The organism is uncultured Tateyamaria sp. (genome assembly GCF_947503045.1).
GTDB lineage: Bacteria > Pseudomonadota > Alphaproteobacteria > Rhodobacterales > Rhodobacteraceae > Tateyamaria.
In genome coordinates this window covers 363,546-383,770 of the sequence record NZ_CANNCF010000003.1, presented here as the reverse complement: position 1 = coordinate 383,770, position 20,225 = coordinate 363,546, and the positions used below count along the sequence as shown (strand labels likewise).

Annotated in this window: 21 protein-coding genes; 5 read left to right on the top strand and 16 right to left on the bottom strand. The window is 62.2% G+C overall.

Annotated elements, in window-relative coordinates; translation table 11 throughout:
- The first annotated feature begins 18 nt into the window (after positions 1–18).
- Genes Q1A89_RS15680 through Q1A89_RS15670 form a run of 3 tightly spaced genes read left to right on the top strand, consistent with a single transcriptional unit; the run spans position 19 to position 3,935 of the window.
- Positions 19–990, top strand: a complete 972-nt coding sequence (locus Q1A89_RS15680) for a tripartite tricarboxylate transporter substrate binding protein (protein WP_299730250.1) — start codon at positions 19–21, stop codon at positions 988–990.
- 57 nt (positions 991–1,047) lie between these two features.
- Positions 1,048–2,451: an aldehyde dehydrogenase family protein gene (locus Q1A89_RS15675; RefSeq protein WP_299730248.1), complete on the top strand. Its 1,404-nt coding sequence runs from the start codon at positions 1,048–1,050 to the stop codon at positions 2,449–2,451.
- Positions 2,448–3,935, top strand: coding sequence for an AMP-binding protein (locus Q1A89_RS15670; RefSeq protein WP_299730245.1), 1,488 nt, complete (start codon positions 2,448–2,450; stop codon positions 3,933–3,935). The genes Q1A89_RS15675 and Q1A89_RS15670 overlap by 4 nt, the downstream gene beginning before the upstream one ends.
- A gap of 57 nt (positions 3,936–3,992) precedes the next feature.
- Here Q1A89_RS15670 and dtd read toward each other — a convergent pair whose 3' ends face one another.
- The 6 genes from dtd to Q1A89_RS15640 all read right to left on the bottom strand — a co-directional run bounded on the left by dtd (position 3,993) and on the right by Q1A89_RS15640 (position 9,926).
- Complete coding sequence (gene dtd, locus Q1A89_RS15665) at positions 3,993–4,439, bottom strand: D-aminoacyl-tRNA deacylase (RefSeq protein ID WP_299730242.1); 447 nt, start codon at positions 4,437–4,439, stop codon at positions 3,993–3,995.
- Entirely contained in the window at positions 4,436–5,107 is a 672-nt protein-coding gene (locus Q1A89_RS15660) for a nitroreductase (protein ID WP_299730239.1), read from the bottom strand. The genes dtd and Q1A89_RS15660 overlap by 4 nt, the downstream gene beginning before the upstream one ends.
- Positions 5,104–6,225 (bottom strand): TFIIB-type zinc finger domain-containing protein, encoded by a 1,122-nt coding sequence (locus Q1A89_RS15655; protein ID WP_299730236.1) that lies wholly within the window; start codon positions 6,223–6,225, stop codon positions 5,104–5,106. The genes Q1A89_RS15660 and Q1A89_RS15655 overlap by 4 nt, the downstream gene beginning before the upstream one ends.
- A complete protein-coding gene (locus Q1A89_RS15650; protein WP_299730233.1) occupies positions 6,222–6,641 on the bottom strand; it encodes a hypothetical protein in 420 nt (139 codons plus the stop codon). The genes Q1A89_RS15655 and Q1A89_RS15650 overlap by 4 nt, the downstream gene beginning before the upstream one ends.
- Before the next feature lie 136 nt (positions 6,642–6,777).
- The gene (locus Q1A89_RS15645; protein ID WP_299730230.1) at positions 6,778–7,338 is read right to left on the bottom strand and encodes a cytochrome b/b6 domain-containing protein; all 561 of its coding nucleotides are present in this window, start codon (positions 7,336–7,338) and stop codon (positions 6,778–6,780) included.
- A gap of 266 nt (positions 7,339–7,604) precedes the next feature.
- Complete coding sequence (locus Q1A89_RS15640) at positions 7,605–9,926, bottom strand: aminomethyltransferase family protein (protein ID WP_299730227.1); 2,322 nt, start codon at positions 9,924–9,926, stop codon at positions 7,605–7,607.
- 148 nt (positions 9,927–10,074) lie between these two features.
- Here Q1A89_RS15640 and Q1A89_RS15635 point away from each other — a divergent pair, with 148 nt between their 5' ends.
- Entirely contained in the window at positions 10,075–10,203 is a 129-nt protein-coding gene (locus tag Q1A89_RS15635; protein WP_299730224.1) for a LacI family DNA-binding transcriptional regulator, read from the top strand.
- 72 nt (positions 10,204–10,275) lie between these two features.
- On the opposite strand, the gene Q1A89_RS15630 is transcribed toward Q1A89_RS15635, so the two are convergent.
- The 7 genes from Q1A89_RS15630 to Q1A89_RS15600 form a co-directional block, all read right to left on the bottom strand.
- Positions 10,276–11,385: an SPFH domain-containing protein gene (locus Q1A89_RS15630; RefSeq protein WP_299730221.1), complete on the bottom strand. Its 1,110-nt coding sequence runs from the start codon at positions 11,383–11,385 to the stop codon at positions 10,276–10,278.
- A gap of 21 nt (positions 11,386–11,406) precedes the next feature.
- A complete protein-coding gene (locus Q1A89_RS15625; protein ID WP_299730218.1) occupies positions 11,407–12,369 on the bottom strand; it encodes a DUF2927 domain-containing protein in 963 nt (320 codons plus the stop codon).
- A 10-nt stretch (positions 12,370–12,379) separates the two neighbouring features.
- Positions 12,380–13,576 (bottom strand): toxic anion resistance protein, encoded by a 1,197-nt coding sequence (locus Q1A89_RS15620; protein WP_299730215.1) that lies wholly within the window; start codon positions 13,574–13,576, stop codon positions 12,380–12,382.
- A gap of 19 nt (positions 13,577–13,595) precedes the next feature.
- Positions 13,596–14,498: a 5-bromo-4-chloroindolyl phosphate hydrolysis family protein gene (locus Q1A89_RS15615; RefSeq protein WP_299730213.1), complete on the bottom strand. Its 903-nt coding sequence runs from the start codon at positions 14,496–14,498 to the stop codon at positions 13,596–13,598.
- A gap of 255 nt (positions 14,499–14,753) precedes the next feature.
- Entirely contained in the window at positions 14,754–15,617 is an 864-nt protein-coding gene (locus Q1A89_RS15610) for a 5-bromo-4-chloroindolyl phosphate hydrolysis family protein (RefSeq protein ID WP_299730211.1), read from the bottom strand.
- A 4-nt stretch (positions 15,618–15,621) separates the two neighbouring features.
- A complete protein-coding gene (locus Q1A89_RS15605; RefSeq protein ID WP_299730209.1) occupies positions 15,622–15,813 on the bottom strand; it encodes a hypothetical protein in 192 nt (63 codons plus the stop codon).
- A 71-nt stretch (positions 15,814–15,884) separates the two neighbouring features.
- On the bottom strand, positions 15,885–16,685 hold the full coding sequence (locus tag Q1A89_RS15600; RefSeq protein WP_299730206.1) for a pseudouridine synthase: 801 nt from the start codon (positions 16,683–16,685) through the stop codon (positions 15,885–15,887).
- 56 nt (positions 16,686–16,741) lie between these two features.
- Between Q1A89_RS15600 and Q1A89_RS15595 the strand changes: the two genes are divergently transcribed.
- Positions 16,742–17,191 (top strand): nucleoside deaminase, encoded by a 450-nt coding sequence (locus tag Q1A89_RS15595; RefSeq protein WP_299730204.1) that lies wholly within the window; start codon positions 16,742–16,744, stop codon positions 17,189–17,191.
- A 30-nt stretch (positions 17,192–17,221) separates the two neighbouring features.
- Here the strand turns inward: Q1A89_RS15595 and Q1A89_RS15590 are convergent, their stop codons facing one another.
- The 3 genes from Q1A89_RS15590 to Q1A89_RS15580 are packed head-to-tail and all read right to left on the bottom strand — an operon-like array spanning position 17,222 to position 20,158.
- Positions 17,222–18,181: an adenylate/guanylate cyclase domain-containing protein gene (locus tag Q1A89_RS15590; RefSeq protein WP_299730201.1), complete on the bottom strand. Its 960-nt coding sequence runs from the start codon at positions 18,179–18,181 to the stop codon at positions 17,222–17,224.
- Between the two features lie 52 nt (positions 18,182–18,233).
- Complete coding sequence (locus Q1A89_RS15585; protein ID WP_299730198.1) at positions 18,234–19,193, bottom strand: nuclear transport factor 2 family protein; 960 nt, start codon at positions 19,191–19,193, stop codon at positions 18,234–18,236.
- Positions 19,190–20,158: an adenylate/guanylate cyclase domain-containing protein gene (locus tag Q1A89_RS15580; RefSeq protein WP_299730195.1), complete on the bottom strand. Its 969-nt coding sequence runs from the start codon at positions 20,156–20,158 to the stop codon at positions 19,190–19,192. The genes Q1A89_RS15585 and Q1A89_RS15580 overlap by 4 nt, the downstream gene beginning before the upstream one ends.
- Positions 20,159–20,225: the final 67 nt, after the last annotated feature.

Here is a 20,225-nt window from a genome sequence, read left to right as displayed (position 1 = left end):
AACCCAAGGGAGGATACTATGAAAAAATGGATTGCAGGGGCCGCGCTGGCCTTGGCCTCAACGACAGGGTTGGCATTTGCCGACGGTCACGGGGACTATCCTGAACGGCCCATCATGATGATGGTCAGCTACGGCGCCGGTGGGGCGACCGATTTCCAGGCGCGCATCGTCACAATGACGGCCGGGAACGAAGATGCGCTGGGCATGCCCATCGCCATCGTCAACCGCCCCGGTGCAGGGGGGCGCGTCGGCTGGAACTGGTTTGCGACCGAGGCCGAGGCCGATGGTTACACGCTGGGGGCCTACAACATCCCGCATTTCGTGGCCCAATCGATCGAAGGAGGCGTGTCCTACTCGACCGACAGCTTTGAACCCATCGCCAACTGGGGCGCTGATCCGGCTGTGTTCGTCGTCGGTGCCGACAGCGACTTTGACTCCATGGAAGACGTTGTGAACTACGCCAAGGAAAACCCCGGTGGTCTGACATTCTCGGGCGCGGGCCTGTTTGTCGGACACCACATTGCGGCCCTTCAGCTTGAAAAGGCCGCCGGCGTGAAACTGGCCTACATTCCCAACAACGCAGGTGGGGCCGGTGCCATGCGCGCCGTGATCGCGGGCGAAGTGCTGGGCGGCGTCAACAACCTGTCTGATGCGTTCCGCGCGCAGGCGGCGGGCAACGTCAAAATCCTCGGTGTGTTCGATCTGGAGCGCAATGCAGAGTTTCTGCCAGACGTGCCAACGATGATAGAGCAGGGCTTTGACATCGACAACGCTTCGGTGAACTTTCGCGGTGTGATGGTGCCCAAAGGGACACCGCAGGTCATCATCGACAAGCTGGCCGCGACCGTGCCTGCCATGTTCGAAAACAAGCGCGTCCAAAGCCGGATGGCAGCCGGTGGTTCGCCCATGCAGATCATGACACGTGACGAAGTGCTCGAAATGTGGGCCGCACGTCAGGAAACGCTCGAAGAGCTTCTGGCAGGTCTCTAAACCCATCGCGTGGCACCCCATATGGGGTGCTGCGCATCCCCAAACCGGAGTGGTCTGATGAACACCGTTGATCCCATCGCAGAGGTCGAAGCCATCGTTGCGCGCGCGCGCACCGCGCAAAGCGCCTTTGAGCGTGACGGATCACAAAAGGCCTATGACCGCGCCGCACAGGCCGCAGCCTGGGCCATCATGGAACCCGCGCGCAATCGCCATCTGGCGGAACTTGCGGTCGAGACAACCGGGCTGGGCAACGTGCCCGACAAGATCACCAAGAACCATCGCAAGACGCTCGGGTTGATGCGCGACATTCGCGATGCACAAACCTACGGCATTATCAGCGATGATCCTGCCACCGGTATCACTGAAATCGCCCGCCCCATCGGGGTGATCGGCGCCGTTGTTCCGTCGACCAATCCCGGCGCGACCCCGGCAAACAACATCATCAACGCCCTCAAATGCGGCAACGCGATTGTCGTCTCCCCTTCGCCAAAGGGCGTGCCGACCTGCGAGGCGCTGCTGGGCTATATCCACGCCGAATTCGACAAGCTCGGGATTGATCACGATCTGGTCCAGATGATTCCTGGTCGTGGATCCAAGGAAAAGACCCAGCGCCTTCTCGAGATTGCCGATCTGATCGTGGTCACCGGCAGTCAGAACAACGTCAAACGCGCCTATACGTCCGGCACCCCGGCCTTGGCCGTTGGTGCCGGAAACGTTGCCGTCATCGTTGACGAAACCGCCGATCTGGCCGCAGCCGCAGAAAAGATCAAGGCCTCCAAGACGTTCGACAATGCAACGTCCTGTTCATCCGAGAATGCTGTCGTGATTGTCGACGCGGTCTATGACGATTTCGCCGCCGAGATGGCGCGCACCGGGGGCGCATTGATCAGGGATGAGACGAAAGTCACCTCGTCGCTGTGGGTGAAGGGGCATTTGAACCCCCAAGCCATCGCGCAGGATGCCGACAAGATGATCGCCGCCCTTGGACTGACAGACGAGGTGCCTGCCGACACGTCCTATCTGGCCGTCGAGAGTACGGGCATCGGGCCGGATCATCCGCTTTCGGGTGAAAAGCTCAGCCGGGTGCTGACGGTCTATCGCGCGAAGGATTTCGAGGATGCCGTGCGCATCACCCATCAGATCGAAATGCATCAGGGGGCAGGGCACTCCGTTGGTCTGCATACGCAGACCGAAGACCGGCCACTCATCCTTGCCAAGGCGATCCCGACCAGCCGGGTCATTGTGAACCAGGCCCACACATTTGCGACCGGCGGGTCGTTTACCAACGGCATGCCGTTCTCGCTGTCGATGGGGTGCGGGTCGTGGGGCGGCAACTCGATCGATACCAACCTGCATTGGCGCCACTTCATGCAGACCACCAAGATCGTCCGTGAAATACCGGCAAATGAACCGGCGGTCGAAGACATTTTTGGCGATTATTGGAGAGAGGCCGGTCAATGATCTTTGACAAGGCCGCACCGCCAAAAGGCACGATAAGGGACTGGCTGGATGCGCGCGCCGACAGCGCGGATGTCGCCATCGTCTTTCCCGAAACGGGCGAGGACCTGACATGGCGCGCGCTGCGTGACAGCGCGCGTGACATGGCGCGGGGCTTGGTGGGTCTGGGCATCGCGCCGGGTGAAAGTGTCGCCATTGTGCACCCCAATGGCCGCGAAGGCGTGCTGTCGCTTTATGCCGCACTCTATGGCGGTTTCCGTGCGACGATGATCAACCTCGCTGCCGGACCGGACGCCATCGCCTATGCTCTTGATCACTGCGGTGCGCGCTATGCCTTTGTGCATGACAGCCAGATCGATGCGATCCAAAACGTCGCGCCCGAGGGGTTGCGCATCATCGATACGGACGCGTTGCATGACGTGGACGATATTCCCGAGTTCGGGCCGGATCAACACGCGCTGCTTATGTACACCTCCGGCACCACCGGGCAGCCCAAAGGGGTTGTGCACAGCCATGCGAGCTTGCTTGCCGGGGGGTGGACGACGGCCATCGCGCATGACCTGTCCCCGGCGGATCGGGGGTTTTGCGTGCTGCCGATCTATCACATCAACGGGCTGTGTGTGACGATGATGGGGGCGCTGGTTTCGGGTGGGTCGCTTGCGATGACGACCCGTTTCTCGGCCAGCAAGTTCTGGGATCAGGCCGCGGCCACACAGGTCACATGGTTCTCGGTGGTGCCAACCATCATCAGCCATCTGCTACACAGCGATACCAACCCTGACGCAGATGTGCGCGACCGCCTGCGCTTTGGGCGTTCTGCGTCATCCGCCCTCGCGGTCGAGACGCAATCGGCCTTTGAACAACGTTTCAACGTGCCGATCATCGAGACGATGGGACTGACCGAAACCGCCGCGCAAATCTTGTCAAACCCATTGCCCCCCGGCGTCCGCAAGATCGGCTCACCCGGAAAAGGGTATGGCAACGAGGTCTGCATTCTGACCCCCGACCTGACCCCTGCACCTGCCAATCAGGAAGGCGAAATCGCGATCCGCGGCCCCAATGTCATGGTCGAATACCTGCACAATCCCGAAGCCACGGCGAAAACCTTTGCGGGCGATTGGCTGCGCACTGGCGATCTGGGCCATGTTGACGAGGACGGCTATGTGTTTGTCACCGGGCGGCTGAAAGAGTTGATCATCAAGGGGGGCGAGAATATTGCGCCGCGCGAAATTGATGAGGTGCTCTATTCCGAACCGGACATCATCGAGGCCGCCGCCTTTGCGCGTCCTTGCCAAAGCTATGGTGAAACGGTCGAGGCTGCGGTCAGCGTCAGACCAGGATCGCAAGTGTCAGAGGCGGCACTGATTGACCTGTGCCAGCAACGTCTGGGCAAGTTCAAATCGCCCGATTGTATTCATTTTCTGGATGAACTGCCCAAAGGGCCGTCGGGCAAGATTCAACGGCTGAAGCTCGCTGCATTGGTCTGAAACCGAAGCGCAATACCCGTGCCGGTTGCGACGCCCTCAGCAGCACGCACGCAATCCCTAGCTTGTGTCCGTATCCAGCCAGATCGTGACCGGCCCGTCATTCACCAGCGACACCGCCATGTCTGCGCCGAATTGGCCTGTCTCTGTCGCTACCCCAAGATCGCGCAGGCATTGCGCAAAGTGCAAATACAGTGCCTCTGCCTCATCCGGGCGCGCAGCACCCGAAAACCCGGGTCGGTTGCCGCGTGAAGTATCGGCGGCGAGCGTGAACTGGCTGACGACCAGCGCGGACCCCTCTGATTGCAGGATAGACAGGTTCATCTTGCCGCCTTCGTCCTTGAACAGGCGCAGTTTTGATACCTTCGCCGCGAGGTTCGCCGCCGTCGCCGCATCATCTCCCGGCATCGCGCAGACAAGGATCAGCAGGCCCGGCCCGCATTGCCCGACGACCGCGCCATCCACCTCGACGCGGGCCTCGGCCACCCGTTGCAGCAGCGCCCTCATGTGCGCCAATCCACAATGTCGTCCACCTCGGCCCGAGTGGTGCGAAAGCTGTTGGCTGGATGGTCGGGATCGGCGTAGCCAAAGGAAATCGCGCACAGGATCATGGCGTCTTCGGGTATGTCGAAATGGGCACGTATAAAGGGGCCTTGGGCTGCGACGGAAGCCTGCGCGATGGTGGCCACACCCAGTGCCTGTGCGGCAAGGCAAAAGGCGGTGACAAACCCGCCGGTGTCCATCGCGCCATAGGGTCCCAGCGCGCGCGGGGCCGTTACGATGGCGACGTGGGGTGCGCCGAACAGGGAGAAGTTCTCCATCATCTGCTTGGTCGAGGCGGCGCGGTCGCCTTTTTCGATACCCACCGTGTCATAAAGCTGAAAGCCGCAGGCGCGACGGCGATCACCGTAAATTCCGGGATAGCTTTCTGGCCATGGCAGGTCGGGGGCGGGGGCCGTGGTCGATGCGGCCTCGAACAGCGCGGTGCGAAAGCGGCCCGTGGCCGCGCCATCTGTGATGATCAATTGCCATGGCTGCGCGTTGCACCAGCTTGGGACATGGCGCGCGGCGGCGATGATGCGCGTGATGTCGTCCTTTGGCACGGGGCGATCCAGAAAGGCGCGACAGGAATAGCGGGCGCGCAGCAAATCGGCCAGTGTCTCGTAGCCGCTCATCCCTGCAAGGCCACCACGAAGCCGACCGCACCCGCCAGCAGCAATCCTGCCAGCACGGCCAGCGCGATCTTGCCGGTCGAGTAGGGGCGTTCGCCCTGTACGCGGCCCGTGCGTCCGTTCACGACAAAGCGGTAAGTCTCACCCCGGTATTTGTAAGCCGCAAGCCACACCGGCAGCAGCACGTGTTTGAAGGTGACCGCCCCCAGTTTCGTGTCGATGGAATGGATGCGTTGCCGGTCGCCACCGATGTCGAACCGCACATCGCGCGCGATCACGCGGTCCATGCGGGTGCGCGCCTCGACAAATCCCTGTTCAAGCTCGAGCGAATACCCCTCGGCCCGGAATCCGGCGAGGAACTCGGGCGTGTAAGGTTGCATCGCGCTCAGATCCCACGGCTCGAGCGCGTCGGTGAACCGCTTGGGCAGTGAGGTCGAGGCCAGCACCAGCACGTCGTCAAAGAAGCGCGCAACCTTGCCCCGCGTGCGCCGCCAGCGCACCTTGGCCACCCGCACCTGCGTGCGTTTTCCGTCGCGCATGACGGTTTGGGTTTCGTAGTAGACTGTGCCGCGTTCGCCCGTATAGGCGCTGCGGGTGTCTGCATCAAAGGTCCAGTAAGGCACATAAATGCCCTGCAGGCTGCGGCCCTTGCGGGCATAATCCTGCAGGCCGCCCGGCGCGAACCACAGGCTGCCCAGCCAGTCGGTCATGGCACGGCGCGCCTCGCTTTCGCTCATGGCAAAGGGCAGTACGCCGCGCGGTTTGATATGGCGGTGCGCGCCTGTGTCCGTCACGACTGGTGTGGCGCAGAACGGGCATTCGGCGGCGTGGACATTGGCGTCGAATTCGACGGCGGCCGCGCAATTGGAGCATTTGGAAACGCGGGTTTCCTCGATCTCTGCCTCGGGCAGGGTGGCGTTCAGAGCGGCGCGGTAATCGAGTTCGGTGATCGAGGTGGGTGCCGCCTCGCGCGTGCCTTCGATGCTGGATGTGTTGCCGCAGTGATCGCAGGTCAGCGTGCCAGCTTGCGGATCAAACCGATAGTCAGCCCCGCAATTGTCGCAGGGAAAGCGGTGATCGGCGGGCGCGGCCTCGCGCGACAGGTTAGGCAAGTCAGTCATAATATCCCATGCACCACATTTGGGGTGATGCGCCGCAAGGCACCATCACCAAGGGATGTGTGCCGCCAGAGGTGGAAGATCGCGTGCAGGGCCGAGGCCGACATCAGGTAGAAATAGATCGCGCCGAGTTTGGATACTGGTGCTGTCTCGGCGATCTGCGACCACAGGCTGACGGCGGCCACCAACCCCAGACCGGCGTACATGCCCCGGCTCATCCATGGATGAGCAAGGCGCAGCGTGCCTTCCAGTTTCGGGCCCGGCCCGTTCATCAACCCGCGTACCAGCGCCACAGCGCACATCGCCAGCCCGCTGAGGCCAAAGGCCCAGGTCAGGCCCGGCAACGGCCCGGCGGCCACCAGCAGGATCAGCAGCACAAAGCTGAGCCAGTGGAGGAGGATCGTGGCGCTTCGGCGCATCTGTCGCGGTTCCTTTTCCTGCCTGTATCGTGGTCTGGCCACGTGCAGTGCGGCGGTTCCCCTGATTTGTAGTCTTGCCCGCCCGGTATTGCCATATGGATTGCGCATCGGGCGATGTGCCGGCCAACAGAGCGCGTTACAGATACTTGTGCAGCCGTTTTGGCACCATAATCCGCAGCGCATTATCGCGCAGGCGATAGTGCCGCCAAATGTGAAACAGCGCGTGCCCGCCTGCGACAACTCCGAGGGCATAGAATTCGATGATGTGGACCTGACCGACGATATCATTGGCCTCGCGCCATCCCATGGGCGGCGCGATGGGCAGGAACCCTCCGGCCTTGAGCAATACGGCCGAGGTCAGACCAAGCAGAAAACCAGTCACAGCAACAAAGAACAGCCCCCAGATCAACGTCAGGTGCATCGCGCGGTGCAGGTTGCGCAAACGCCCGGTCAGCTTGGGGCCCGGGCGGCTGGCAAGGCCGCGCCGCATGAGGTCGGCAAACCAGGCCAGTGACAGCGACACAAAGATCAGCGCGAGGATCGAATGGGCCTGAAAAGCGGCCGGCCCAAAGGGGGTGACGTCCTTGGGCTGAACCAGAAGGAACCAGATGAACAGGGGCACCATGACCCAGTGCAGCCACTTGAGGGCCGTGCGGCGCGCGGGCAGGCGCGCAAGGAGAGGGTGCAGCAAACTCACCCTTTAGAGTTTGGAACGGGCGGGCGCCGTGTCAAGGCGGAGCCGGTGTGATGCAAGGTCTCGGCGTCCGCCGTAAGCGCAAGAGAATGGCCATCCATGCCGCGCAATTGGAGCGCAAGGCCGACATTTTGGCGCACCTATTCCTGACGCCGATCACTGCACTGGATTTCTCCGGAACCTCGGCCCTGCCAAGCACATATGACTGGATGGCGGCGATGGTGACCGTTCTCAGAACACCTTCCGGGCGTTTTCCTGTTCTATGGAACTCACGCGCGCGCTCTTTCTCTCGTTGGGTCAAAGAAGGGCAGGGTTGCGACCGTCGCATCCAGTCGTTTCATGCGACCGTCGAGCAGACCTACTTCAACTTCGGTGCCTGAGTCGGCGTGCTCGACTGACAGGCGAGCCATGGCGATGGCGTGGCCCAGCATCGGGGACAGGGTGGCCGAGGTGACCTCGCCGATCTGGCGCTCCCCTTTGAACACGGGCGCGCCCGCCAGCGGCACGTCGTTGCTCTGAAAATGAAGACCCACCAGTTTGCGCCGTTGTGCTTCGGCATTGCGCCTCAGGGCCGCGTGGCCCACAAATTCGGCCTTCTTGAGGTCAACGGCAAAGCCGAGCCCGGCCTCAAACGCATCCGCTCCGGCGACAAATTCTGCGCCCGCCGCGGCCAACCCCGCCTCGATCCGGATGATGTCGAGCGCGGCAGAACCCATGGGCTTGAGGCCAAGTTCGGCGCCCGCGTCCATCAGTGCATCCCAAATGGGCAGCGCCCCGTCGCGCGCGCAGAACAGCTCGTATCCCAATTCGCCGGTATAGCCGCTGCGGGTGAGCATGAAGGGCACGCCGTCTCGGTCCCCAAGCCGCCCTACGGTCGCGCCAAACCACTTGAGTTGATCCAGATTGGGCACATGGGGTTGCGTGAACAGAACCTTGCTCAGGATGTCGCGTGATTTCGGCCCCTGCAGTGCGAGGTTCGGTAAGGCCCCCTGCAGATCGTGGATGCGCACCTGCAACCCGTGCATTGCGGCCAGTTCGGTCAGCCAGGTGCCGCTTTCTTCGGAGCCGCAACACCAGCGGAACAGGTGATCGGACAGTCGGAACAGGGTGCCATCGTCGATCACCTCGCCGCTTTCGTCGCACATCAGCGCATAGGTGCCGCGCCACACGGCCAGCTTGGCGATGTCGCGGGTCATGGCCAGTTGCAGCAGGCGTTGGGCATCCGGACCGATCACGTCGAATTTGCGCAGCCCGCTCATGTCTTGCAGGGTCGCGGCCTCGCGGCAGGCCCAGTATTCGCCCTGGGTGCCAAAGCTGGGAAAGGACACCGGAGCCCAAAGATCACGTGCAGGCGCAAAATGGTCTGTGAGCGGCGCCAGACGCGGATGAAATGCCGAAGGTTGCGAGATTTGCATCGGTGCGTTTTCTTTCTTGCGGTAGGCAATCGCCCGCGTGATTTTGGTCTCTGGTCGATAGATGCGCACATGCACGTCCGTCGGGTTCCAGCCGTTGATCGGGTCGATGTCATCGGGACAGGCCGTTGTGACGCAGACCAGATCATCCAGCGCTTTCATCGCGATGTAATCCCCGGGACGCGACCAGGATTCTGCTGTTTGCAGGTGATGATGCCCGTCGATCCACGTGTTCCAGAAAAAGTTGATCGCAGGCCATCCCGCTCGCGCCACCACGCCGTAGGGCGCAAGCGCGCGAGAGATGTTGTCCGAACAGTTCACATGACCCGGATACCCGCGTTCCTCATAGCCGCGCGCGGTGCAGGCCAGACCAAAGGTGTCATGCCGCCCGCACGTGTCCTGCATGACCTGCAACAGGGGTGCCATCGCCCCGTCAAAGAACTTGTCAAACAGTCCAGGCCCCGGAAACGCCCGGCGCACCATCGACCGGGTTGTGGTGCCGTCGATCATCGACTCGACCCCGGCGTCCAGCCCCGCCATGCGGAAGGCCTGAAAATCCGAACACTGCTGCCCCATCACGTCGATGATCTGCAGTGTCTCGCCCTTGCGCAGCTCGTAGGCCTGCGCCGTTGCCCGATCAACAGTGAACTCGTCGCGCACATCCCCCAAAGGGTCGGGCAAAGTGTGCCCGGGCCCTGCGCGTTTGACGCTGACTTCGACGGCATCAACGGTTTTCCCGCTGACGAGGTGGTCATGTGACAGGGGCAGCACCAGAACAAGGTCGCAGGCTTGCGGGGCGCGCAGGATCAGCGGCTCGGCAAGCGCCTCGATCCACGTAACGGGCAGGGCGGTTCCGATCGTCGCGCCATTGCCCTGCAACCAGCCTGTCAGCTCTGCATGATCGAAATCCGCAAATGCCAGCAGGCGGACCGGCGGCAAGCCCAGTTGCGCCTCGATCCGCACGCCGCCCTTTCCAAACACCGCAAGGGCGATGGGATCGGGCAAGGCGCCGCTGCCAACCTGCAGGACATCGCCTTCGCGCAATGCGATCCGAAGGCATCCCCGGGGCTGCAACACATAGCGCGCAGGCGCGTCATTGTTCTGAAATCCCGCGAAATTGCGCCCGAGAGTCCGGTGCCCCATGTTCGAAAACTCACGGATGATCGTCTGTTTCAACACCGGGTCTGGTTGTCCAAGAATCTCTTATGAAACTGATTTTTCAGCATGTGTAACTGGTTTCATAAGTCAAGAATTACTCCTTTGTCTCTTCGCACTTAGCCGTGAAAGTGGCGTCATGCCGCATCGTTGCCCAAAACCGAGAAGCCATATGCGAGATGTCGCGCGTCATGCGGGTGTGTCAGTTGCGACGGTCTCGCGGGTGCTGATCGGGACCAGTCCGGTGTCGGTTGAGACCCGGCAGCAGGTCGAAGCGTTGCAGATTGTGCCAACCCCGTAGGCGCATGCGATCAACTGCAGGCGGAACTTGTGGTGCGCCACTCGACCCGCCTGATCTGCGAGGTTTGCGCCCTCAGGCGCCGGGGGGCGGGGGCGGCAGGATAGTGAACAACTGCGCCAGTTCCGTGACATCCTCGGCCCGCAGCCAGCCGTCCTGGCCGGCGGTCCAGACATAGCTCTCGCGCGTGAGGTCCCCGTCTGCGGCCATGCGGGCCATGCGCGCCTTGGAAAATGGACCCGTTGTCTTGCCGCCTTCGGCTATGTGCCAGACATGCTCGACGGGCGGTGGGGGCGGGGCCATGGGGGCTGTGGCTTGCGCAGGGCGTGCGCCCCATGGGCCGGTGGCGGCCAAGTTGCCCATCTGCAGACCCATCGCGGCCCCAAGGCCCGCCTGCATCGCATCACCGGCACCGCCGCCCTCGCGTCCCAGCGCCTCGGCGGCCTGGAACTGCATGTATTCGTTGAGGTTTCCGATCACACCCATGGATGAACGCTTGTCCATCACCGCCTCGACCGCAGGCGGCAACGAGATGTTTTCGATGTAGAGTTCGGGGATCATCAGCCCGTATTCGGCAATCTGCGCGCTGATCTCCTTGGCAACGATCTGGCCCAGCTCGCGCGTGTTGGCGGCCATATCAAGCACGGGAATGCCGGATTTCGCCAGTGAGCGGGACATTTCCTGCACGATGATGTTGCGGATCTGGAAACTGATTTCGTCCATGGTGAATTCGCCGTCCGTGCCGACGATTTCGACGAGGAACCTGGCCGGATCGGCGACCTTGACGCTGTAGGTGCCAAAGGCGCGCAGGCGCACGGGGCCGAATTCGGGATCGCGACAGATGATCGGGTTCTTGGTGCCCCATTTCAGATCATTAAAGCGCGTCGTGTTGACGTAGTATATCTCGGATTTGAACGGGCTTTTGAACCCGTGATCCCAGTGCTGCAGCGTCGTCATGATCGGCATGTTGTTGGTCTCGAGCATGTAGAGACCCGGGGTGAACACATCGGCCAATTGCCCTTCGTGCACAAACACCGCCGCCTGGCCTTCGCGCACGGTCAGCTTGGCGCCGTACTTGATCTCGTGCCCCTCACGCTCGAACCGCCAGACCATGGTATCGCGGGTGTCATCCACCCAGTGGATGACGTCGATGAATTCACCGGAGAGGAAGTCGAAAATACCCATGTGGGGTCTCCTTTGGTCGTGTCAGAGCGGGCCTTGGACGGCCTCGCGGGCAAGAATGCGCACGATGGGGCGCGCGGTTTCAACGGTCATGCCGGGCGTAAGACGCGCGTCATAAAGCATGCCCAGCAGCGCTTCGTCATGATCGGTCAGCAGGGCGAATTCGTCGTCATCGTTAAAGATCGACGGGCGCGCATCGGGGCTGTCATTGGCAAGACCAAGGCCTTGCGCCAGTTCCTCATGGATGCAGGACAGGCGCAGCAGATCGGGGTTTTCGGCCCGGATCACGGCGACGGCGGCGGTGTAGGTATTGGCCTCGGCGCCGCTCGCATAGGCGGCTACGGCGCAATAGGCGTCCTGCGGCAGGTCGCGCAGGGCGGCAAGGTTGCGTTCGGTCACGCCGGGCAGGCGCGGGGCCAATGCGTTCAGCGTGGCGGCGCGATCATCTTCGCTGACGAAAAACACCATGAAATTGGGGGTGCCCGCGGTCGACACCGGGTGGCCTGTGCTGCGCGCCAACCGGGTGGCGTAGGCGCGTACATCGGCGCGGTCCCGCATCCGCTGGCTGGGGGGCACCGAGGGGCCGAATTCCACCGAAATGCGCACCGGACCCGACCAGCGGCGCAGGTCGCTTGCCCCGCCGCGCGTGGCCCCGGTGGCCGAATACTCGTTGTAAAACACGATCCGTTCAAAATTGCGCGCCAGCATTTCTGCCGAGAACGGCGTGTCCGGCCCGCCGCCGTCCTGACGCAACAGGCCCGAGGTCAATTGGCTGGACTGGACCTGAGTGAGATAGCGGCGCAGGGCAGCACTACGTTCGGAAGTCGGAGCGGCCGGGGCAGGTACGGGCAGGGCCACGGCTGCGGGGCGGGCCTGCGGGGTCAGAACAGGATCGACCTGCGTGGCCGGATCGCAGGCCGCAAGCAGGGCGAGGGCAGCAAGGCTGCCCCACATTCCAGCTTTGATTTTGGCCCGCGCGGCACTCATGCCCTGTCGATCAGCCCGGCACGGCGGTGCCGGCGTTGTCGCCGACCCCGTCCTTGCGCGCCTTGGCCGAAGCCAGCGTGTCGCGCAGATCGGCCTCCATTTTCTTGAGGTCCTCTTCGGCGGCGGCGCGCTTGGCCTTGCCCTCGTCGGCAATCTTGAGCGAATCCTCGATGGTGCCGATCAGGTCGGCATTGGCCTTCTTGACCGCTTCGATGTCGAACACGCCGCGCTCCATTTCGGTGCGGATCGCCTTGTTGCTTTCGCGCAGGTTGGCCGCGTTCGAGGTCAAAAGCTCGTTCGTCAGATCGTTGGCATCACGCACGGCAGCTGCCGCTTCGGCGCTGCGCTGGATGGTGACGGCCTGGGCCAGCTGGGTTTCCCAAAGGGGCACAGTGTTGACGAGGGTCGAGTTGATCTTGGTCACGAGGCTCTTGTCGTTTTCCTGTACCAGACGGATCGAAGGCAGGGATTGCATGGTCACCTGACGGGTCAGTTTCAGGTCGTGCACCCGGCGTTCCAGATCGTCGCGCGCTGCGCGCAGGTCGCGCAATTCCTGAGCGACCATGACCTTGTCGTTCTCTGCTGCGGCTTCGACATCCTTTTCCTTGGCCGGAATGACGGTGTCGTCCAGGTCCTTGATCTTTTCCTCGCCGGCAGCGATGTACAGCGCCAGTTCGTCGTAGAATTGCAGCGTTTTTTCATACAGCAGGTCGAGGGATTTGATGTCCTTCAAGAGCGTATGCTCATGCGCCAGCAGGTTGTCGGTGATCTTGTCGATCTGGCCCTGAACGGTTTCGAATTTGGCGGTGAACTTGGCAAAAGGTGCGGCACGGCCCAGCAGCTTTTCCCACCACGACCGGTCGCGGCGCACATCGAGTTCCGAGATCGAAAAGCCACGGATCGTCGTCACGATGGAGCGCAGGGAATCCCCTGCAGGCCCGACATCCTTGTTGCGCACGTCCTGCAGCATCGCCTGACTGATTTCCTGCAACTCGGATTGCGCGGCGGACCCAAAGGACACGATCGAGTTCGTATCACTCATGTCGATCTCGTCCATGCGCGCGCGGATTTCCGCCCCCACGGGCGCATCAGCGTCGGCAAGCGGGACAATGGCGTTGGCGTCCTTGGGTTCGGGCAGCACAACGGCGGTCACTTCTTCGACGGCGGCGAGGGCGTTTTCGGCCTTTTGGCGGATGGTTTCTGACATGATTGGGATACCTTGTTGCTTATTTTGTCTCTTCGGGCGCGGTGCGCACCCCTTCGCGCTGCAAACGGTCGCGCAGCACGTCGATTTCGATGTTGAGGTCAGAGCGGTCTTCGACCAGCAGTTTGCGGGTGCGGGCGGCAAAGTTGTTGCTGAGGTCGTCCAGCAGGTCGCTGTAGTCGGACCGCGCCTGCGTGTCACGGGTACGGGAATAGATGTCGGCGAACTTGATCGTCGCATCGCGCGCGCCGATCAGGTAGACGCCCAGATATTTGCGCGCGGCGGTCAGATCACGCGGGTCTTCCTCGACCGTGCGGATCAGATCGCGGGCGGTGGCCTGAAACTTTTCCAGCTTGAGCGCCATCTGCCGGTCTTCGGCGCGCGCCATGGCATCGGTCATGGCTGTCAGGTGTGTTTCTGCCTCATCGACCACCCGCGCAACACGGTCCTGCTGGAAGGTGTCGATCCCCTCCATCCCCTTGTCTTTCAGCGGATCAGGGCCGAAGGCGGCCAGATGCAGACCGCCGGCGGCGATGCCGAACAGGATCGGTGCAACCAGTCCAGGTTCAGAGCGGTAGGCGGCCAGGGCGATGCCGATGCCGGTCAGAAGTGACGCAAACAGTTTGCGCGGGATGGCAGGGCGGCGCGCGACCTTGCGCGCGACATAGGCTGCCTCGGCCTGCAAACCGCCGCGCAGCAGCCATGCCGCCAGCGTCAGAATACCTGCGGCCACCAGTGCAATGGCGAGATTTACCGCACCATCATTGAGCGCCAGAAACACCATCGGGACAGCGGGCAGAAACAGCAGGTTCGCCCGTGCGCCAACCGGATCCACACGCGCGCCCTGAAAGGCGCCGCGCTCGGTCAGCTCGTCCCCATCTGCACTTCCATCGGGGCTGTATTTTCCGCCAAAGCGTTGTGCCATCTCGCCTAAAGCCCCCCGATCAGGCCGGTGGTCACGCCGAACATCAGCGAAATCAGCACCACATAAGCGATCTTTTGAAACACAGTTGGTTGCATACAGGGTTCCCCATCCAGTGGCGCAACTATATGCACTTTGCGCCCGCAGCACTAGGGTCAAGCGCGCGGCACGCACATGTCGCATTCGTCTGGTCCAGAGATAGGAATACGCCCCGACCCGGCAAGGGGAATTTGTGGCCCCTTGCACCAGAAAAGGGGGTTAGCCGCGGGCGGCTTCGCGCGCGAGGCTTTCGCTCAGAACATCGATCTGGACGTTCATTTTGTCGCGCCCCTGAGCGGCATATTCTGTGGCCTTGCGGTCGAAGGCACCACCAAGATCGCGGATCAGCGTGCCAAATCGGGCATGGGCGTCAACGTCGCCGGTGCTGCGATAGACAGCGACAAAGCGGGTCGCAGCCTCGGCGGCGCCATCGAGATAAACGCCGAGGTATTTTTGCAAACTGCGCGCGCGTTCGGGGTCATCCTCGACCGCTTGCAACATGCGCTGCACTGCGTCTTCAAACCGGCGCAGGTCGGGCAGCAACTCGGCGTCACCCAGCGGTTTGACGACCTTGCCGATCACGGCAACCTGTGCCTCTGCGCGGCGACGCAGTTTCGAGGTTTTGTAGACCTGGCGATCCTTCACCGTCTCAAGGCCCTTGTCTTTGAGCGGGTCGATCCCGAAGGCGAGAAGCGACAGGACAGTGGCGATGACAGCAAGCACAGCGATCTGGCCAAGATCGCTGCCACGCAAACCTGCGGTCAGTGCGCAGCCAATGCCCATTCCAACCGATCCGAGGATACGTCCGGGAAACCGTGCTTTGCGCGCAATGTCCTGACTGTTGTACCGCTCGGCGCCTTTCAGACCCAGCGAGATGCCAAACAGCGATATGCCAAAAACGGCCAGCAGACCGCCGCAGATCGCCAGATTGGCGGCACTTGGATCGCCAAGCATGCTGAAGGCCAGCGGCAGGATTGCAAAAAACAGGATGCCGACCGCCTGCTGGTTGCGCGGGTCTTTGGGCGCAGACTTCGCTGGTTTGCTGGCGGGGGTTTTCCCCAGAGAAAACGCTTCAGAAATCATATCGTTAGAACCACGTCAGTTTGACAAGCAACAGGAACAGCCCAAGAAAGGCGAGATTGGGCAGGAGGCGCGTTGTTGGTCCGTCATCGACCAGATTGTCCCTCAGCAGGGACCCGACGCTGCGCACGAACTGCTTGTAGTGCAGAATCAGCAGCACGATGCCGGCGACAATGCCCAAGGTGATCAGCGGGAACATGAACAAGTAGTAATAAACCATTGCCCCAATTGCCCGCCACATGCGGGCCGAATTTGGGCAGTGGTTTGGTTTTATTTGGGTTTGCGCGGACCGCGATAGGGGATCTTGCGTTTGGGCTTGGCCGTGCCGGTGGTTTCGACCGTTTCGATCCCCAACTGGTCACGCACGATCTTGCGACGGATTTCCTCGACCGCGCCGGGTTTCAGATCACCCAGTTGGAAGGGGCCATAGCTGATCCGGATCAGCCGGTTCACCACCAGACCGATGCTTTCCATGGCGCGGCGGATTTCGCGGTTCTTACCTTCGCGCAGGCCCACCGTCAGCCATGCATTCGCCCCTTGCTGGCGGTCCAGTGTGACCTGCATCGGCTGGAATCGCTCGCCCTCGACGGTGATCCCCTTGCGCAAGGGCTCAAGACTGACATCCGTGGGCCGCCCGTTGATCCGGACCCGATAGCGGCGCATCCAGCCCGTGCTGGGCAGTTCCAGCTTGCGCTTGATCCCGCCGTCATTGGTCAACAGCAGTAACCCTTCGGAGTTGATGTCGAGCCGCCCGATGGACATCACGCGCGGCATATCGTCGGGCAGGGCGTCATATATGGTGCGCCGTCCCTTTTCATCCGCATCCGACGTCACAAGGCCCGCAGGCTTGTGATACAGCCACATCCGCTCGGGCTCGGGCTCTTTCAGCGGCTTGCCATCGACGGTGATCTGGTCGGCCTCGGTCACGTTCAGCGCGGGGCTGTCGATCTGCTTGCCGTTCACGCTGACGCGCCCTGCGGCGATGATGGCTTCCGCGCCGCGACGGCTGGCGATGCCTGCGCGGGCCAGAACCTTGGCGATGCGATCGCCCTTGGGGGTGTCTTGGGTCATGGGGTGGCAATAGCTGTGGCTTGCAGTCGGGGCAAGGGACGTGGCAACCAGAGGCCATGGAGTTTCGATCATTCATGGATGTCGCGCTGGAAGAGGCCCGTGCGGCGGGTGCGCGCGACGAGGTGCCGGTGGGGGCAGTTGTCGTCTCGCCCGGTGGCGAGGTGATCGCACGCGCAGGCAACCGGACACGCGAATTGCAGGACCCGACCGCCCATGCCGAGATGCTGGCCATCCGCGTGGCCTGCGCGGCCATCGCCTCCGAACGGCTCGGCGGGCATTCGCTATATGTCACACTCGAACCTTGCGCGATGTGTGCTGCGGCCATCGCGGCGGCGCGGATCGAGCGGCTGTATTACGGCGCATCAGATCCCAAATCCGGCGGCGTGGCGCAGGGCGCGCGGGTGTTTGCCCATGCCCAAAGCCACCATGTCCCGCAAATCTATGACGGGATCGCCGCAACCGAGGCCGAAACGCTGCTGCGCGATTTCTTTGCGGCCAAACGGTAGTTTCGTAGCCTTTGATCGGCCGCGCCGCCTCTACCAGTCCAGCCTGTGGATCACATGCTCGCCCTCGAACCCCTTGAGGGGCACACGCGCTGTGTCCTCAAAGACAAAATCCGGCGTCGCACCCACCATGATCCGGGTCGCGTCCGAGACGCGAATTTCGTTCTGCTTGGCCACCGCAGCAACGCGCGCGGCCTTGTTCACCACGGTGCCGAAAAAGTCGTCGCCCGCCTGCACCACATCGCCGGTATGAATGCCGATGCGCAGCGACAGGCGCGGTTCGGTGGTGTCGTCGGCCATGCGCCGCTGAATGCACTGCGCGGCCGTCATCGCCGCGCGTGCCGAGGGAAAGATCGACATGGTGCCATCCCCGAGTGTCTTGACCAGATTGCCCTCCGCCTCTTCGATTTGTGATCTCAACACGCCCATGTGCCGGCTGACCCGTTTGGTCCACGCCGTGTCCCCGACAATGGCGGCGAGTTCAGAACTGTCGGCGATATCGGTGAACATGACGGCCGCAATGCCGGTCTTGCCTACATTCGGTTCGATTGCTGCGGCGGCGTCCAGCAGTTCGTCCAGCGCATTGTGCTCGTAGCCCCAGGCCTCGACATTGGCGACAGGAAACGAGTTGTGGATGTGCTGGATTTTCCAAAGCCCCTGATCGAGTTGAAAGATCAGGGTGATGCGGGCCATGCCGCCGCTGTTGGAATTGGGGAACTGGATATGACCATGCCAGAACGCCCAGCCCATCTGCCCGTTTTCATAGGCCTCGATTTCAACATTGCTCAATTGCCCGATGGGGATTTCCTCGATGTGGCGGGCATAGTTGGCGCGAAAGAAATCGTTGCGATAGACCTCTTTTTCGGCGGTGCCGCAGAACAGGACCGGGTCTGACGTGGACAACATGTTGGACAGGGTCGCGCCTTCCTGACTGACCATCGATTTGACCCAGCGGGCAGTGATGGCGGCAAGTTCGGGCGAGGGCGTGATCATGAAATGGCCTTGTGCTTAATCCCCGACAGCGTGCGCTGCCTGTTTTTGCGGGTCAATAGGCGAGGCAATAGACCAGTTGCGGGTCCTTGATCCCCTTGAGCGTTTCAGTGACCGGATCAGCAAAGGTAAACATATCGCCCGTGTCGACCATCAGTTTTGTCGCCTCGGACACGCGCACCTCGCCGGGGCGGGCGGTGTCGGCGATGCGCGCGGCCTTGTTCACGACATTGCCGAAAAAGTCGTCCTGCGCGCGGATCACCTCGCCGGTGTGGATGCCGATGCGCACGGACAGTGGCGGCTCGGACAGGGCGGCGGTCACATCGGCTTGAATCTGGCGGGCCGCCGACAGTGCCGCGTGCGCCGAGGTAAAGGCCGACATGGTGCCATCGCCCAGCGATTTGACCAGCGTGCCGCAATGATCGGAAATGCCGCGGCGCACCAGTTCCATATGCGCGCCAAGCGCCCTGATCCAGACCCGGTCCCCCACCGCCTGCGCCAGTTCGGTCGAATTGGCAATGTCGGTGAACATGATCGAGGCCAGCCCTTCGGTGCCGAAATCATGCTCTTCAGCCTGCGCCGCTTCGATCAGGGACCGAAAGGCGCTATGTTCCACGCCCATCTTGTCGAAATTGGAATCCGGTTGGCTGATGTGATGCTGGATCATCTTCCAACTACCCCGTTCCAGCACAAAAACAAAGGTGGCCCGGTGCACGCCCTGCGATCCGGTGCCGGGAAAGGTGAAGGTGCTTTTGTAATTGGCCCAGCCGGTATCGCCGTTTTCCCATGCGTCGATTTCAACGCCGTCTTCGGTGAAATCGGGCACTTCGGCCATGTGATCGGAAATGCCGTCGCGCACCAGTTGTCCGCGCCAGCTTTCGCCGTCGGCGGTGCCGATATAGATCAGCGCCTCTGAGCTCGACAGGTAGTGCGGCAGGTCGGCGACCTGATGGGTGCGGATCAGCGTCGTCCAGCGGCGCACAATGCTTTCTATTTCAGGCGAGGGGCGGATCATGGCTGCCAGCCGAGGCGGAACACCTTGTGCGCGCCCTCGAACCCTCTGAGAGCAATGTCGCGGCCCGCGTCAAAGGTGAAATCGCCGCCCAAACCCACCATCACCTTGGTCACATCCGACACACAGATGTCACCGGCCCCCGCGCTGGCGGTGATCCGGGCCGCCTTGTTCACGACCGAACCGAAAAAGTCGTCATCGGATTGAACCACATCGCCCGTGTGCAACCCGATGCGCAGATCAAGGCGCGGCTCATGGTCCTGTTCTGCCATGTGGCGCTGAATGGCCTGCGCTGCTGCCAGCGCACGGCGCGCCGAGGCAAAGGACGACATCGTCCCATCCCCCAGCGATTTGACGAACTGTCCGCCGTGATCTTCGATGATCTCGCGCAGCGCCGCAAAATGATCCCCCACAAGCGCGGACCAGACCCGATCGCCCAGCGCCGCCCCCAGCGTCGAGGACCCCACGATGTCGGTGAACATGACCGAGGCCAGCCCCTCGCGCTGGCCCAGCGAGAACCCTTTTTGCGCCGCCTCGACCAGCGCCTGAATGGCGGAATGCTCGTGGCCGGTGCTGTCCATGTTGGATGTGGGCACCGAAGTGTGGCGGAACACGATCTTCCACGCCCCTTCCTCAAGCACAAAGACCAGTGTGCTGTGAAACAGGATCGGCTCGGGTCGTGTTTCGAACTTGAATTCCATGGCGAAAAAGGTCCAGCCGGTCTGCCCGTTTTCAAACGCCTGCGCAAAGACTTCACGCTTTTCCTCGACCTTGGGGATTTCGTTGAAATGGGCACCGATGGCCTGCCGCACGGCCGGGCCAAACCACATCTCGCCATGGGCCGACCCCACAAAGCCGACGGCGTCATCCTTGGACATGAAATTCGCGAGTTCGGACGGACGGCGTGACGTGACCGCCTCATACCAGCGCCGCGCCACGGCCAGCAATTCGGGGGAGGTTTTGATCATGTCTGCCATGTGCGGTTGTATATCACGTGACGGCTCTCAAGTCCTTTCAACTGCACCTCCGCGCTGC